Annotated in this window: 15 protein-coding genes; 11 read left to right on the top strand and 4 right to left on the bottom strand. The window is 62.4% G+C overall.

Annotated elements, in window-relative coordinates; genetic code table 11:
* Window positions 1-184: 184 nt before the first annotated feature.
* Window positions 185-1,378, top strand: a complete 1,194-nt coding sequence (locus tag PPL01S_RS17260) for an MFS transporter (RefSeq protein ID WP_016392617.1) — start codon at window positions 185-187, stop codon at window positions 1,376-1,378.
* Here the strand turns inward: PPL01S_RS17260 and PPL01S_RS17265 are convergent.
* Together PPL01S_RS17265 and PPL01S_RS17270 are read right to left on the bottom strand one after the other, a co-directional pair.
* Window positions 1,340-2,389: an alpha/beta hydrolase family protein gene (locus tag PPL01S_RS17265; protein ID WP_016392616.1), complete on the bottom strand. Its 1,050-nt coding sequence runs from the start codon at window positions 2,387-2,389 to the stop codon at window positions 1,340-1,342. The two genes, PPL01S_RS17260 and PPL01S_RS17265, sit on opposite strands and share 39 nt — an antisense overlap.
* Before the next feature lie 133 nt (window positions 2,390-2,522).
* Window positions 2,523-3,134 (bottom strand): FMN-dependent NADH-azoreductase, encoded by a 612-nt coding sequence (locus tag PPL01S_RS17270; RefSeq protein WP_016392615.1) that lies wholly within the window; start codon window positions 3,132-3,134, stop codon window positions 2,523-2,525.
* A 133-nt stretch (window positions 3,135-3,267) separates the two neighbouring features.
* Here PPL01S_RS17270 and PPL01S_RS17275 point away from each other — a divergent pair, with 133 nt between their 5' ends.
* Window positions 3,268-4,170 carry a LysR substrate-binding domain-containing protein gene (locus tag PPL01S_RS17275; protein ID WP_028625964.1) on the top strand — a complete coding sequence of 301 codons (903 nt, stop codon included), beginning with the start codon at window positions 3,268-3,270 and terminating at the stop codon, window positions 4,168-4,170.
* Window positions 4,163-4,522 (top strand): MmcQ/YjbR family DNA-binding protein, encoded by a 360-nt coding sequence (locus tag PPL01S_RS17280; protein WP_028625965.1) that lies wholly within the window; start codon window positions 4,163-4,165, stop codon window positions 4,520-4,522. Before PPL01S_RS17275 ends, PPL01S_RS17280 begins: the two co-directional genes overlap by 8 nt.
* Before the next feature lie 8 nt (window positions 4,523-4,530).
* Here the strand turns inward: PPL01S_RS17280 and PPL01S_RS17285 are convergent, their stop codons facing one another.
* Window positions 4,531-4,893: a DUF1294 domain-containing protein gene (locus tag PPL01S_RS17285; protein ID WP_016392612.1), complete on the bottom strand. Its 363-nt coding sequence runs from the start codon at window positions 4,891-4,893 to the stop codon at window positions 4,531-4,533.
* Entirely contained in the window at window positions 4,894-5,724 is an 831-nt protein-coding gene (locus PPL01S_RS17290) for an undecaprenyl-diphosphate phosphatase (RefSeq protein ID WP_016392611.1), read from the bottom strand. It lies immediately after the preceding gene.
* Between the two features lie 299 nt (window positions 5,725-6,023).
* On the opposite strand from PPL01S_RS17290, the gene PPL01S_RS17295 reads away from it, so the two are divergent.
* The 8 genes from PPL01S_RS17295 (at window position 6,024) to fapD (ending at window position 13,920) form a co-directional block, all read left to right on the top strand.
* The gene (locus PPL01S_RS17295) at window positions 6,024-7,661 is read left to right on the top strand and encodes a methyl-accepting chemotaxis protein (RefSeq protein ID WP_016392610.1); all 1,638 of its coding nucleotides are present in this window, start codon (window positions 6,024-6,026) and stop codon (window positions 7,659-7,661) included.
* A 124-nt stretch (window positions 7,662-7,785) separates the two neighbouring features.
* Window positions 7,786-8,529: a hypothetical protein gene (locus PPL01S_RS17300; RefSeq protein WP_028625966.1), complete on the top strand. Its 744-nt coding sequence runs from the start codon at window positions 7,786-7,788 to the stop codon at window positions 8,527-8,529.
* A 652-nt stretch (window positions 8,530-9,181) separates the two neighbouring features.
* The gene (gene pnuC / locus PPL01S_RS17305) at window positions 9,182-9,745 is read left to right on the top strand and encodes a nicotinamide riboside transporter PnuC (RefSeq protein ID WP_016392608.1); all 564 of its coding nucleotides are present in this window, start codon (window positions 9,182-9,184) and stop codon (window positions 9,743-9,745) included.
* On the top strand, window positions 9,742-10,293 hold the full coding sequence (locus PPL01S_RS17310) for an AAA family ATPase (RefSeq protein WP_016392607.1): 552 nt from the start codon (window positions 9,742-9,744) through the stop codon (window positions 10,291-10,293). The genes pnuC and PPL01S_RS17310 overlap by 4 nt, the downstream gene beginning before the upstream one ends.
* A 296-nt stretch (window positions 10,294-10,589) precedes the next feature.
* Window positions 10,590-11,027, top strand: a complete 438-nt coding sequence (fapA, locus tag PPL01S_RS17315) for a functional amyloid chaperone FapA (RefSeq protein WP_016392606.1) — start codon at window positions 10,590-10,592, stop codon at window positions 11,025-11,027.
* A gap of 1 nt (window position 11,028) precedes the next feature.
* Window positions 11,029-11,592 carry a fibril amyloid subunit FapB gene (fapB, locus tag PPL01S_RS17320; RefSeq protein ID WP_028625967.1) on the top strand — a complete coding sequence of 188 codons (564 nt, stop codon included), beginning with the start codon at window positions 11,029-11,031 and terminating at the stop codon, window positions 11,590-11,592.
* A gap of 50 nt (window positions 11,593-11,642) precedes the next feature.
* Complete coding sequence (fapC, locus tag PPL01S_RS17325; RefSeq protein ID WP_016392604.1) at window positions 11,643-13,172, top strand: amyloid-like fimbrin subunit FapC; 1,530 nt, start codon at window positions 11,643-11,645, stop codon at window positions 13,170-13,172.
* A 67-nt stretch (window positions 13,173-13,239) separates the two neighbouring features.
* Window positions 13,240-13,920 (top strand): fibril amyloid maturation endopeptidase FapD, encoded by a 681-nt coding sequence (gene fapD / locus PPL01S_RS17330; protein ID WP_016392603.1) that lies wholly within the window; start codon window positions 13,240-13,242, stop codon window positions 13,918-13,920.
* Window positions 13,921-13,945 lie beyond the last annotated feature (25 nt).

Genomic DNA, 13,945 nt, shown 5'->3' on the forward strand with positions numbered 1-13,945 from the left:
ACAGGAACGGACTGCCCCACCCTTGGGGGGGCAAGTCCAGGGGTCAACCATGACCCTGTGGGAGCCGGCTTGCCGGCGAAGAGGACAGGCACATTCCGACAGATTAATCGTTAGCCTGCTTTCATTTCCGTCGCGCAACGGCCATGATGGGTGCACGCCCAACCGCCCGCCCGCGAACGAGCCCATGACCGCGCAACAACCCGCCCCCGCCAGCAATACCTTCAGCATCACGCTACAGATCCTGTCGATCGTCTTCTACACCTTCATCACCTTTCTCTGCATCGGCCTGCCGATTGCCGTGCTGCCCGGCTATGTGCACGATCAGCTGGGCTTCGGCGCGGTGATCGCCGGGGTGACCATCGGCCTGCAATACCTCGCCACCCTGCTCAGCCGCCCTTTCGCCGGTCGTGTGGCCGATACCCTGGGCGGCAAGAAGGCCATTCGTCATGGTCTGCTTGGCATCGCCGGTTGCGGGATATTGACGCTGCTGTCGGCCTGGACCCTGAGCATTCCGCTACTGAGCCTGGTTCTGCTCCTGGGCGGCCGCTTGCTGCTCGGACTGGCCCAAGGGCTGATCGGTGTCGCAACCCTGAGCTGGGGCATCAGCCAAGTAGGGCCGGAGCACACGGCCCGGGTGATTTCCTGGAATGGCATCGCCTCCTACGGCGCCATCGCGATTGGCGCGCCGGTGGGCGTGCTGGCTGTCGATGGCTTCGATTTCAGCGTGCTCGGGCCGGCCCTGCTGGTGCTGGCCGTGCTGGCGTTGCTGGTGCTGCGCAAGCGGGAAGAGGTAATCGTGGTGCGCGGTGAGCGCCTGCCCTTCTGGTCGGCGTTCAGCCGGGTGGCCCCCTGTGGCTTGGGACTGACCCTGGCGTCGATCGGATATGGCACGCTGACCACCTTCGTCACGTTGTATTACCTGGAGCGTGGCTGGGTTGGCGCGGCCTGGTGCCTGAGTGCCTTTGGCATTTGTTTCATCATTTCGCGGTTGCTCTTCGTCAACGCGGTCAACCGCTTTGGCGGCTACAACGTGGCGGTTGCCTGCATGGCCACCGAGGTACTCGGCTTGACTCTGTTGTGGCTCGCGCCCTCGCCTGCCTGGGCGCTGATCGGCGCCGGGCTTACCGGGTTCGGGCTGTCGCTGGTGTACCCGGCCCTGGGCGTCGAAGCGATCCGCCAGGTGCCGAGCAGCAGTCGCGGCGCCGGGCTTGGCGCCTATGCGGTGTTCTTCGACATGGCGTTGGCCATTGCCGGACCGGTGATGGGCGCGGTGGCGATGCACCTGGGTTATGCCTCGATCTTCTGCGTGGCAGCCCTGCTCGCCCTCGTAGCGGTCGGCCTAACGCTGCTGCTGGCGCGGCGCGGCCGTGGTGGCTGAACGCTCTGCATGCGCCGGGGCGTCGCCCAGGGTCTGACTGAAAAATGCCGCCGTATCCCGCTGCAGGGAATGATGAATATGGCGCCGATCGACGCCTTCGGCATCCTTGCACAGTACAGGCATGCGCGCATGCTGCTCCTCGTCGCAGCGCGCCATGAACACGAAGTGCCCGGCCCCGGCCAGCAAACGATAGTCCGGCGTGACGGGCAACTTGCGCGCCAGCGCCTCGGCATTGCGGTCCACGGCCAGCAACTGGTCGCTGTCGCCACTGTAGATCAATGCCGGGACCTTGACGTTGGCCAGCGCATGCCGTCCAAACATCAGGCTCAGCGGCGCCATCAGCATCAGCGCACCTACCCGAGCGTCAGCCTCCGGCGCCAGCTCGTTACGGTCGGCAATCAGTATGCCGTGGGTCTTGCAGGCGTCGGCGTCGTTGGGGCGTTCGACGCAGTACCGGCGCAGGCGGTCCAGGTCAGGCCGTGCACCCGACAGGATCAGCGCAGTCTCGCCACCGGCCGAATAGCCGATCACGCCGACCTTGCCATCGTTCAGGTAAGGCCCCAGCAGCGCATCGTCACGTGCGGCGCTGATGGCCGCACTGATCTGCAACGGTCGGCCATACAGGTTGCTCAAGGTACCGAGGCGGCTATGGTCGCGAGCGTTGTCACCGGGGTGAACCACCGCCACCACGACGAAGCCTTGGCGCGCCAGGGACGTCGCCAGATAGTGCAGTGCGAGGGGGCTGCCGGTGTTGCCGTGAGACAGCACCAGCAACGGGTATCGCCCCATTGCAACCGGGGCTTCTTCGGCAACCTCGACGGGGTAGCCATCGATACGCAGGCGGCGGGGCGTACCCTGGGCGGGGTAGAAAGCCAAGGCTTGCATCGGCTGGGCATCGACCGGGTCGGCCAGGGTCATGTGGTGCAGACCGGCGCTCCAGGGGGCGGCCTGGGCATGCGTGAAAAGGCCCAAGCACAGGCAAGCTGCCAGCAAGCAACGGAGGATGTTCATCAGCCGGCTATCCGAGCGGAACGAGGGATAGGCTCAGGATAGAACCCGTCGCGCAGGTGACAGATGAAAGCTGAATGAAAGATGCGCCTGCACCGGTCCGTGAAGAGACCGGTGCAGGCAGCGGATCAGCCGGTCAGGCGGCCGCGAACAGCTCGGTGGCGATCTGCGCCTGTGCAGCATCGATTGCCTTGCTGCGGTGTTCCGGGCCGTAGGCCAGGCCATGGGCGCGCACGATCTCCAGGTCGGTGATACCGATGAAGCCGAGGAACACCTTGAGGAAGTCCTCGTGGCCGGCACCGCTCGGCTGGCCGGCATGCAGGCCACCGGCAGTGGAAACCAGCACCACTTTCTTGTCACCGCAAAGGCCTTCCGGGCCGGCTTCGGTGTAGCGGAAAGTCTTGCCGGCAACAGCGATGCGGTCGATCCAGGCCTTGAGCTGGGTCGGCACGGTGAAGTTGTACATCGGCGCGCCGATCACCACGGCGTCGGCGGCGAGGAACTCTTCCAGGGTCTCGGCGCTGAGCTTGGCTTCGAAGGCTTGGGCGGCATCGCGTACATCTTCAGGGGTGCCTGCAGCCACCAGGGTGGCGGCCGAGAAATGCGCGATGGCGTCGGCAGCCAGGTCGCGATACACCACTTCGATGCCAGGGTCTGCGGCTTTCCAGGCCTCGACCACTTCGCGGCTCAGCTGGCGGGAGGCGGAATTGTCGCCCAGGATGCTCGAATCGATATGCAACAGTTTCATGGGACTCTCCTGTGAATGAAGACCGCGGCGGTGGGCGATCACGATCGGAAGAATCCTACCTAGGCGTCGAATGGCTGATAAGCCGGTAAAAATGCGTTAGTTTGTCCCACAGGTAGAACAGTGAGACATCCCCATGCAAGACTTGAATGACCTCTTCTATTTCGCCCAGGTGGTCGAAGCCGGCGGTTTCGCTGCCGCCGGGCGCCAGCTGGGCATTCCCAAGTCGCGCCTTTCAAGGCGCATTGCCGAGCTGGAGGAACGCCTCGGCACACGCCTGCTGCAGCGCACCACGCGCCAGCTGAAGCTGACCACGGTGGGCGAGCGTTACCTGCACCATTGCCAGGCCATGCTGCTGGAGGCGGAGGCCGCCGACGAGGTAGTTGCCAGCATGAGCAGCGAGCCGCGCGGACGCTTGCGGGTGTCGTGCCCGGTGGCATTGGCCCACGCCTTCCTGCCGGATGTGATCAGCCGCTTTCTGCAGCAATACCCCCATGTGCAACTGGACATGGTGCTGCTCAATCGCCGGGTCGACCTGATTTCCGAAGGCATCGACGTGGCCCTGCGGGTGCGCGACCTGGGCGACGAAGACCCGGCGCTGGTCACCCGCCGCCTGCGTCAGGCGCAGATGCAACTGGTGGCCGCTCCGGGTTTTGCCGACCACGTGCGAGCGCCTGCCGAACTGGCTTCCTTGCCGGTGCTGGGCGCTGCCGAAGCCGACCGGCTGGTGCATTTGCGCCTGCTCGGGCCCAACGGCCAGCAACAGGAAGTTGCCTTGGAGCCGCGCCTGGCCATCGATGACTTCGTGGTGCGCAATGCCGCCGTACGCGCCGGGCTGGGGTTCACGGCGCTGCCAAGCATGTTCTGCGAAGAGGAGCTGGCACGCGGCGAGTTGGTGCGCCTGCTGCCTGAGTGGTCGCTGCCGGGCGGTTACTTGCAGGCGGTGTACCCGCACCGACGCGGGCTGCTGCCGGCCGTGCGGGTATGGATCGACCACCTGGCAGCCTCGTTCGAAGCCTGTGGAGAGCGCTATGTCTAGACAGAAGATGACCGAGGCAGAGGTGGCAGCGTTCTGCCTGAATCTGCCGGGGGCTCGGGAAGACTATAAATGGGGCGGGATCCGCGTGTTCTCGGTGGCAGGCAACAAGATGTTCGCCGTCATCGGGCTGACCGGGACAGGCTTGTCGTTCAAGGTGGCCGATGAACTGTTCCTGGGCTACTGCGACCGCCCTGGGGTGCGCCCGGCGCCCTATCTGGCGCGGGCACGCTGGATCATCATGCAGCCCCCCTACCCCATGGGCCGCGAAGAGCTGTGCGACCTGTTGCAGCGCTCGCACCAACTGGTGGTGCGACGGCTGCCGAAGCGTTTGCAGGTGGGCCTGCTGCTGTGAACGACGCGCTACGACAGCAGGTGACTGCCGAGAAACAACCAGTCGGCCCAGAACACCTGGTGCAGCAGCACGATGGCCCAGAACGCCACCTGATAGGAAACCTTGCGCGTCTTGTGCCGAAACAGCTGTTGCGCCAGCAATGCCCCGGGCCACCCACCGAGCAGTTCACTGGCGTGCAGCACTTTTTCCGGGGTCCGCCAGACCCCGCTGCGAGCCTGTTGCTTGTCCTGCCAGTACAGCAGGACAGCCACCAGGCTCGCCGCCGGATACAACCCCAAGGGCAACCACGATTGCCCGCTCCAGGCCATCTGCGTCGCCCCGGCCAGCGGCAACAGGCACAGCGCTGCCAGCGCCAGCAGCTTGAAGCGCATTCAGCCTTGCGCCGTCGACCAGTCGACCCAGCCGAACTGCCAGGTCGCCAGGATCAGCAAGCCGAACACGATGCGGTACCAGGCAAATGCCGCATAGCTGTGATTGGCGATGAACTTGAGCAGTGCGCGCACTGCGATCATGGCGAAGATGAACGAGGTCACGAAGCCGACGGCGAACACCGGCAAGTCGCTGGGCTGGAACAGATCGCGGTATTTGTAGCCGGAGTACACCGCGGCACCGACCATGGTCGGCATTGCCAGGAAGAACGAGAACTCGGTGGCCGCCTTGCGCGACAGGCCGAACAGCAGGCCGCCGATGATGGTCGAGCCAGAGCGCGATGTGCCCGGAATCATCGCCAGGCACTGGACAAAGCCGATTTTCAGCGCATGCGTCCAGCGCATGTCATCGACGTGATCGACCTCGACGCGATGCGAACGACGCTCCGCCCAGAGCATGATGACGCCACCGATGACCAGGGCAGTCGCCACCGTGATCGGGTTGAACAGGTAGCGGTGAATCAGGTCGGCGAACAGCACGCCCAGTACCACGGCCGGCATGAACGCCAGCAGCAGGTTGGCGGTGAAGTGGCGCGCCGTCGGCTGGCTGGTCAGGCCGAACACCACATCCAGGATCTTGCGTCGGAATTCCCACACCACCGCCAGGATCGCCGCCAGCTGGATGATGATGTTGAACGCCATGGCCCGTTCGCCGCCAAAACCGATCAGGTCGGCGACGATGATCTGGTGGCCGGTACTGGAAATCGGTAGAAACTCCGTCAGTCCTTCGACCACGCCTAAGATGATTGCCTGGAAGGCAGTCCAAAAATCCATCATTCCCCCGTTCGGGCGCTGCAGCTTGCAGGCCCCTTGCTCTTGATTTGCTTGTGATTGCCGCTCGCGGCGCGGCTCTTTTACAGCGACTGTTGGGTAAAACGCCAGTGGAAAAGTCCACCCAGCCTAAAGGTTTCATCTTGCGCGGCCGAGATCCTAGCAGAGCGGCCTGGTTGTGGCTTGCGCGAAATGCTGCAGGAAGGCGACGAAATAGCACTTAGCCATTAGTCGAGTGTGGGCCGCCGTCAAAGCATGCTTGGATGCACCTGAATAACAAGAACAATGCGGGAGTGCCGTTCATGAAGACGTTGAGGTCGATGTCGATCAGTCGCAGGCTGTGGCTGATCTTGCTGGTTACGGTAGGCATGTTGATGGTGCTTGGCCTGCTGATGTTGCGCCAGATCCACGGCGACCTGTACCAGGCCAAGGCGGAAAAGACCCGCCACGTGGTGCAGACCGCAGCCGGCGTGCTGGCCTACTACCAAGGCCTGGAAGCGGCTGGCACGCTCAGCCGCGAGGCCGCCCAGCAGCAAGCCTTGCAGGTGGTGCGCGCGTTGCGCTACGACCAGGGCGACTACTTCTGGATCAATGACCTGGGGCCGAAGATGATCATGCATCCGGCCAACCCCAAACTCGACGGCCAGGACCTTTCCGCCATCCGTGATCCGGACGGCTTTGCCGTGTTCAACGAAATGGTCGCCCTGGCCCGTAGCCAAGGCGCAGGTGCGGTCGACTACCGCTGGCCCAAGCCCGGTGCCAGCGAACCGGTGGCCAAGACGTCCTATATCCAGCTGTTCCAGCCCTGGGGCTGGATCATCGGATCGGGCGTGTACGTGGATGACGTTCAGGCCGAATTCGCGCGGCAGATGCGGGATGCGTCAATGGTAGGCATGGGCATTGCCGTACTGATGGCCCTGGTGGTATTGCTCATTGCCCGCAGCATTGCCCGGCCGTTGCACGAAGCGGTACAGGCCATGGCGGACATTGCCAGCGGCGAGAGCGACCTGAGCCGCCGCCTCGACACCCACGGCCGTGACGAGATCACCCGGCTGGGCGAGCATTTCAACCAGTTCAACGGCAAGCTCCAGGGCGTGGTCGTGCAGTTGCAGCACTCCGCCCATGCGCTGGCCCAGAGTGCCGGGCATGTCGGCGACAATGCCGGCGCTGCGCAACAGCACAGCGCCCAGCAGTCGCTGCAGATGGACCAGGTGGCGACCGCCGTCAATGAAGTCACCTACGCGGTACAGGACGTGGCCAAGACTGCCGAACAGGCGGCCGGTGAAATGCAGGCCGCGCAGCAGCAGGTCGAGCATGGCCAGCAGGCCATCACTGGCAGCCTGATGCAGATCAACCGCCTGTCACTGACCATCGACCAGGCCGTGCAGGTCATCCGCGACCTGGCAGGACACAGCACGAAGATCGGCGGTGTGCTGGATGTAATTCGCGCGATTGCCGAACAGACCAACCTGCTCGCCCTCAACGCCGCAATCGAAGCCGCACGGGCGGGCGAACAGGGCCGCGGCTTTGCCGTGGTGGCCGACGAAGTACGCCTGTTGGCCCAGCGCACGGCACAATCGACGGCCGAGATACACACCATGATCGAGCACCTGCAGAAACAGTCGGACGCCGCCGTCAAGGCGATCGATACCAGCAGCGAAGCCTCGCGCCAGACCGTCGAACAGGCCCGCGAGGCTGGCACCAGCCTGGCCGCCATCAATCAGGCACTCGACAGCCTTACCGCGCTCAACGCCACGATCGCCAGCGCGACCTTGCAGCAATCGCATGTGGTCGAGGAAATCAACCGTAACGTACTGGATACCGCCGGGCTGTCGCAACAGACGGCCGAAGCTGCGCGCCAGTCAAGTGACGCAGGATTGGCCATGGCGCAACTGAGTGCAGAACTTGAACAGCTGCTTGGCCAGTTCCGCGTCCGCTGACATCGCCCCGCTCTACAGCCCTTGTGCTAGAGGGGTTTTCTGCCGAGCCTGATATTTTTGCCAGTAGACGCCCCTCGAGGACGGTACGCACCGTGACACCTCCATCACACATGGGAGGTGCATCATGGAAGCGCGTTATCTTCTTACCACACTCGTGGCGGCTCTTTCTCCGGTAGTCGCGGTCGCTCAAGTCCCTGTCGCGCTCGATCCGATACAAACGCTGCAGCGGATCAACCGCAACTACAACAATGTCACCGATGGCTGCCGGGAGCCGGACACCCAAGCCCCCCGCGGCCATTACTACTGCAGTGGCGTAACCCTGAGGATGGTCGATGACGGCCCGTTCAACCCCTGGGACTACAGCCCTTACGCCATCAAGACGGGTGCCATCTCGTTCAGCTGGATTCGCTCAGACCTGAGCACCAATCGGATGATTCGCCCAGCCGGTTTCATTCTGCGCACCCCGATGGATTCACGCGCGCTGGACCTGCCAGTGATGGAGACCGGGTTCACCTGCATCTTCAGTTTCGACGGTTACACCGGACCTGAACGCAAGTGGTACGGATGCGGCCCCTACGGCAAACCGCTGAGGGCTGACTTCATGAAAAATTCCAAGACGTCTCCGTCAAACCGTAACGAAAAGTTCGCCTACGGAACCTGCGACAGCAGCAACATCGAAACTGCAGACGACTGGCGCAGGAACTACCGCTATGCACGCACCGACATGAACCGTATTGCCGTTCATGCTGAAAGAGCACTGGCACCTATGACGCTCCTGACGGTTGGCGCTGCCCCCCAACGCTGCATATTGCTGGGCCCACCCCCCACGTCGCGGATACCAAGTGCCTGGCAACTTTGTTCGACCTGAGGAGTTGCAGCGTAATCGCCACAACCGCGTTCTGTACGATAGTCTGTCCAGGCATCGATAGGGTAAGCACAAAATACATTGAGCCTGGCGAGTGGGCTTTGCACAAATTGCCGCGGCGTGAAGATGATACCGTTATTGGCGTTCATGCCAGGGTCTTGATAACCGATACCATCACTGCGCATCCATGAAACCGAAACACCACCCGACTTCTGCGACGCAGGGCTGGGGTTCCAAACATCATAGCGTTGGGGCTGCTTGTTGCCGCTCTCGTCCCAACGGTGGGTGGCACGGATCATCACGCCGGAGCAGTCCACCGCAGGGTCAGAACCGCAACCTGATGGCGTACTGTCGTACCAGCGGGTAATACTCTCAACAACATCTTTGCAACTATCAGCGCTAACGGACGCTGCGTAAGCCATTAACGACATGCATATTACGGGCGCAACTTTACCTGCCAAGATATTCATGACATTTGCCTTTTTTGTGAGAGTTAATACAACTTCACTGGCAGACTAAAGTTGTGGGCAAACATCAACAACTGACAAAAATGCTAGTTTTAAGGTTGAACACTCCTCCAGACTTTGCACTTAGCGCTGGCGTCTTGTGTACTTCACGATACAATCGCGCCTCCAAAACGCTCAAAGGATCGCCGATGTCCGGCCTCGAACTCATCGCCGCCGTGCTCGGCGTCACCGCCGTCTGGCTTACCGTCAAGCAGAATGCCTGGTGCTGGCCGATCGGTCTGGTAATGGTGCTTATATATGGCTGGCTGTTCTACGAGGTGAAGCTGTACTCAGGCATGCTGCTGCAACTGGCCTATGCCGCGCTGCAACTGTATGGCTGGTGGCAGTGGAAGCGCCCGGGCCGGGCCGAAGCGGGCCGGAAGGTTTCGCGCCTGCAAGCCACGGCCCTGGCCGCCAGCCTCGCGGGCGGCCTGTTGCTGAGTCTGGCCCTTGGCGCCGTCATGGCGTTCTGGACCGATGCCGCCCTGCCCTGGCTGGACGCCACGCTGACCTGTTTCAGCCTGGTCGCCCAACTCTGGATGGCACAGAAGCGCGTGCAGTGCTGGCCGCTGTGGATCGTCGTGGACGTGGTCTACGTCGGACAGTACCTGCACCAGCAGTTGTACTTCACTGCCGGCTTCTTCGCCGCCCTGACCCTGATCGCCGTGCGCGGTTGGCTGGAGTGGCGCCGTGACCCGGCGCTGCAGGCATGAAGGTCCTGGTACTGTGTGGCCCCGAGTCCAGCGGCAAGAGCTGGCTCAGCGGCGAAATCCAGGCGCATTTCGGTGGCGTGGTAGTGAGCGAGTATGTCCGCCATTTCATCGATCGGGAATGCCGCGATACCTGCTACGCCGATATCACGCCCATCGCCGAAGGCCAGCTGGCCTGGGAAGACCAGGCCCGGCAGCAGGCCCCGGACCTGTTGATCCTCGATACTCACCTGTTGAGCAACATGCTCTGGAGCCGCGCCCTGTTCCAGGATTGCCCCGCATGGCTGGAACAGGCCTTGCTTGTTCGCCGCTATGACCTGCACCTGCTGCTCAGTCCCCATGACGTGGGTTGGGTAGCCGATGGGCAACGCAGCCAGCCAGACCTGGCCGACCGCGACCGCTTCTTCACCGACAGCCTCCAGTGGCTGCAGGCACACCGGCAAAGGGTGCAAGTGATCGAAGGCGACTGGCCCCAGCGCAGTGCGGCGGCATTGCGCGCCGTACAGGGCCTGCTGGACGAAAAAAAAGCACTTTACCCCGCCCGGTGTTAACCCGGCGACACACTCCAGTGGGCCTAGACCCCCGTATTTGCGGAGTTCCCCGCTTTTGGGGGCTGGAGTGTCAAGCTGGTGAAACATTGCGCAAAAATGCCGATAGAGCAACATCCATACCGGAAAACAGCCCTGATTGCACAAAATCTGTCTCAGCACTGATACAACATCCTCCCGACCACCCCAACAAGTCACTGCAAGCCATTGATTAAACAGAAATAACCAAAAGCGGCACGCCTTCTGCTCTCCTCCTCGCAACGCCGAATCAGGCCATCGCTGAAGAAGGAATTGCAGTCATGGGAAAACTGGACAATGGCATCTGCCGCCTGCTGCTGGTCGGCTGTGCATTGGGCGCAAGCTTCAGCGTGCCGGTGCAGGCCGACAACGGCATCATCGTCATCACCCGTGATGTCCAGCCGCGCATCGCAACCCGCGCCCCACTGGCGCCCGACCCCTACCCGACCACGGCCAATGCCAACCCCTCCGCCTATGTGCTCAAGCAGACCAACGAGTTGAGCGATGGCGACTTCGCCAACGTCACCAGCGGAACCGGGATCTCCTCGCTGATCACCCAGCAGACCAACAACGTGGGCGGCAACATCGGCAACCAGACGCAGCTGCCCAACTTGGCGGCGGGTCGCGGCACAGGCTCCGGCAACGGCATCTCCAACATGGTCAACTCAAGTGTCCAGCGTGGCCTGGCACCCTTGCAGATCCTGACCGGAGGCAAATGAGATGAGGCAAACGCTGTTAGTCCTCGCCACCTTCTGCAGCGCAACGGCCTTCGCCCAATCCCCGGTCCCGGTGATCAACAGCGCCGACATCGACAGTTCCGGCGCGCAGTACCAGGGCAACTTCAGCGTCAACCAGGCGGCAGGCGACTTGCAGCAACAAGCCAACGCCCGGGCCTTCGCCACGGGAACCACGGCCACTGCCAACACGCAGATCCGACAGCGCCAGATGTCCATCATCGACCCCAACATGGATGCCCGTGCCAGCTTCAGCCATGGCAGCGGCGCCCTGGGCGTGAACCAGAGCGCAGGTGCCAGCACCCAGCAGGCCAATGCCCTGCGCATCAGCATCAGTACACAACCGCAAAGTCTCGACGACAGCGTCCTGTTGCAGCAGAACGTGGCGCTGATCAACAGCTCCGATCCGACTGATTCCTCCCCAGGCTATCGCCAGGTCACCACCGGTGACCAGGCATTCACCGGTAGCCGCGGGGTCATTCAGCTGAATCAGAGCGCCGGGGTGGGCAACCAGACGGCAAACACCCTGAGCGTACGGGTCGCGAATTGACCCGAAACAGGTAAGAACAACACTTAACCTAAAAAAGACGGAGAAACACCATGAAACCCTCGATGGCAATCAAGCCTCTGGTTTTCGCAATTGCTGCGGTCATGGCTGTTGCTGCAAACGCGGACGACCGGCGTGGCCACGGCCACAACAACAACCACACACCACCGGCAAAACAGGTGGATACCAGCGCCACTGCCCACGCCAATGATGTGCAACGCAGCACTGGCAACACCATCAGCAACGAAGGCACCATCAACGAAGCCGAAATGAGCAGCTCGGGCACCGGTGCCAGTGGTAACGTCGGGGTCAACGTGGCAGCCGGTAACGGCAACCAGCAAGACAACGCCGCCGCGATTGCCAATACTTCGTCCGACAACGCCGCGATCGACAACAGCTTCGTCTTCGGCAACTCCGAAGCCACTGCAAGCGTGCGTCAGTTCAGCAATGGCAACTCGGTCAGGAACTGGTCGACCCAAAGTTCTGCGGTCATGAGCGGATCGGCTGACGGCAGCAGCGGCAACGTGGGTATCAACATTGCTGGCGGCGACCTGAACCAGCAGAAAAATACCATGGCCATTGCCAACAACAGTGCGCCAATCGGTAACTCCACTGCCACTGCCTCGGCCAACCAGAACGGCCCTGGCCTGACCGTCGACAACCGTGCCGACCGCACCTACACCATCGACACGCTGACCTTCACCACCTCCAAGAGCGGTTCGTCCTCGCGTAGCGGCTCGTTCGATGCAAGCGTCGACAAGAGCTCCAGCTCGAGCTTCAGCGTGGCTGGCAACCAAAGCAGCAGCGCCAGCGGTTCGAAGAGCAGCAGCGCCAGCGGCTCGACCAGCATGACCGCAAGCGGCTCCCACAGCAGCAGTGCCAGCGGCACCAACAGCAGCAGCGCCAGTGGCAGCAACAGCAGCAGCGCCAGCGGTTCCAACAACTGGGCAGCCAATGGCACGGCAAGCAGCGATCACAGCGCTTCGTCCAGTGCTTCGGTTAACGCTTCGCTCGATGCCAGCGCCAACGGCAGTGCGAATTCGTCGCAAACCTTCGGCAACTTCACGCGCTCGCGCAGTGCCGACTTCGATGCATCGCTCAACGCTTCGCTTGACGCATCGGTCGACACCTCGCACGAGTCGTCGAGCAACTCGTCGTTCGACAACGCCTTGGCCTCGTCCTTCGACAGAACCCGTGAGTCCTCGTTCGACCGCTCTCGCGACTCCTCGTATGACCGTACGCGCGACTCGTCCTATGACAAGGCTCGCGATACTTCCTTCGAGAAGTCAAAAGAGTCTGCATGGGAAAAAGCCCAGGCTTCGGCCTTCGAGAAGTCCGGCGAGAAGGCCTCGGAGTCTTCCGACAGCATCTCGAAGAGCTTCAGCGAGGCTAGCGAGTACGCCATGAGCAACACCGTGTCGTTCCAAGTGCTGACCCCGACCGGCTGGGCCAACCCTGTGACCAACACCGCAACCCTCAGTGGCTCGGTGAATGGCGGCAGCGGCAACCTGGGCGTCAACGTGGCAGCCGGTGTGGGCAACCAGCAGAGCAACTCGCTGGCCATCTCCAACACCTCGATGTAACTGCGACCTCGAGGCCCCCTTCGGGGGGCCTCTTTTCCAGAATAAAAACAACAGGGGGGCATGGAACATGCGCATTATCGCCTTGGCATTCCTGCTGTGCATGGCCAGTGTCAGTGAAGCAGCCCAGATGCCACTGTCCGTCCTGCCAGGTGGCGCTGTGATCTACAAACCCATCCAGAGCATCCGCGAGCGCAAGTTCGCAGACCTCGTGCAACAGAAAACCGACTTCAGTTGCGGCGCGGCATCGCTGGCAACCATCCTGCGTCAGGCCTATTGGCTGGACGTGGACGAACAACAGGTGATCGAGGGCATGCTGGCCAACGCCGACCATGACATGGTGCGTACCCAGGGCTTCTCGATGCTCGACATGAAGCGCTACGTGGAAAGCCTGGGCATGCGTGCCCGCGGCTACCGGGTAGCGCCCGACACCCTGCACAGCATCCGCATCCCGGTGGTGGTGCTGATGGACATCCGCGGCTACAAGCACTTCGTGGTGATGCAGAGAGTCGACCGCGGCTGGGTCTACATCGGCGACCCGGTCCTGGGCCACAAGCGTTTCAAGCTCGATGACTTCATCAAGGGCTGGAACGGCATCATCTTCGCCGTCATCGGCCAAGGGTACGACAAGTCCAACGTACTGCTGGACCCGCCGCTGCCGCTCAGCGCCAAGAACCGCGTCAACCACTTCGCACCGGTGAAGGACGCAGAGCTGATGGACTTCGGCTTCATCCAAAGCGACTTCTTCTAATGACTGGGGGCAAGAGGCCCCGGGA

Source organism: Pseudomonas plecoglossicida NBRC 103162 = DSM 15088 (genome assembly GCF_000730665.1).
Lineage (GTDB): Bacteria > Pseudomonadota > Gammaproteobacteria > Pseudomonadales > Pseudomonadaceae > Aquipseudomonas > Aquipseudomonas plecoglossicida.

Excerpts from the sequence above, each read along its gene's own strand:
- PPL01S_RS17260 (WP_016392617.1), top strand. The coding sequence starts at position 185 with ATGACCGCGCAACAACCCGCCCCCGCCAGCAATACCTTCAGCATCACG.
- PPL01S_RS17265 (WP_016392616.1), bottom strand. The coding sequence starts at position 2,389 with ATGAACATCCTCCGTTGCTTGCTGGCAGCTTGCCTGTGCTTGGGCCTT.
- PPL01S_RS17270 (WP_016392615.1), bottom strand. The coding sequence starts at position 3,134 with ATGAAACTGTTGCATATCGATTCGAGCATCCTGGGCGACAATTCCGCC.
- PPL01S_RS17275 (WP_028625964.1), top strand. The coding sequence starts at position 3,268 with ATGCAAGACTTGAATGACCTCTTCTATTTCGCCCAGGTGGTCGAAGCC.
- PPL01S_RS17280 (WP_028625965.1), top strand. The coding sequence starts at position 4,163 with ATGTCTAGACAGAAGATGACCGAGGCAGAGGTGGCAGCGTTCTGCCTG.
- PPL01S_RS17285 (WP_016392612.1), bottom strand. The coding sequence starts at position 4,893 with ATGCGCTTCAAGCTGCTGGCGCTGGCAGCGCTGTGCCTGTTGCCGCTG.
- PPL01S_RS17290 (WP_016392611.1), bottom strand. The coding sequence starts at position 5,724 with ATGGATTTTTGGACTGCCTTCCAGGCAATCATCTTAGGCGTGGTCGAA.
- PPL01S_RS17295 (WP_016392610.1), top strand. The coding sequence starts at position 6,024 with ATGAAGACGTTGAGGTCGATGTCGATCAGTCGCAGGCTGTGGCTGATC.
- PPL01S_RS17300 (WP_028625966.1), top strand. The coding sequence starts at position 7,786 with ATGGAAGCGCGTTATCTTCTTACCACACTCGTGGCGGCTCTTTCTCCG.
- pnuC (WP_016392608.1), top strand. The coding sequence starts at position 9,182 with ATGTCCGGCCTCGAACTCATCGCCGCCGTGCTCGGCGTCACCGCCGTC.
- PPL01S_RS17310 (WP_016392607.1), top strand. The coding sequence starts at position 9,742 with ATGAAGGTCCTGGTACTGTGTGGCCCCGAGTCCAGCGGCAAGAGCTGG.
- fapA (WP_016392606.1), top strand. The coding sequence starts at position 10,590 with ATGGGAAAACTGGACAATGGCATCTGCCGCCTGCTGCTGGTCGGCTGT.
- fapB (WP_028625967.1), top strand. The coding sequence starts at position 11,029 with ATGAGGCAAACGCTGTTAGTCCTCGCCACCTTCTGCAGCGCAACGGCC.
- fapC (WP_016392604.1), top strand. The coding sequence starts at position 11,643 with ATGAAACCCTCGATGGCAATCAAGCCTCTGGTTTTCGCAATTGCTGCG.
- fapD (WP_016392603.1), top strand. The coding sequence starts at position 13,240 with ATGCGCATTATCGCCTTGGCATTCCTGCTGTGCATGGCCAGTGTCAGT.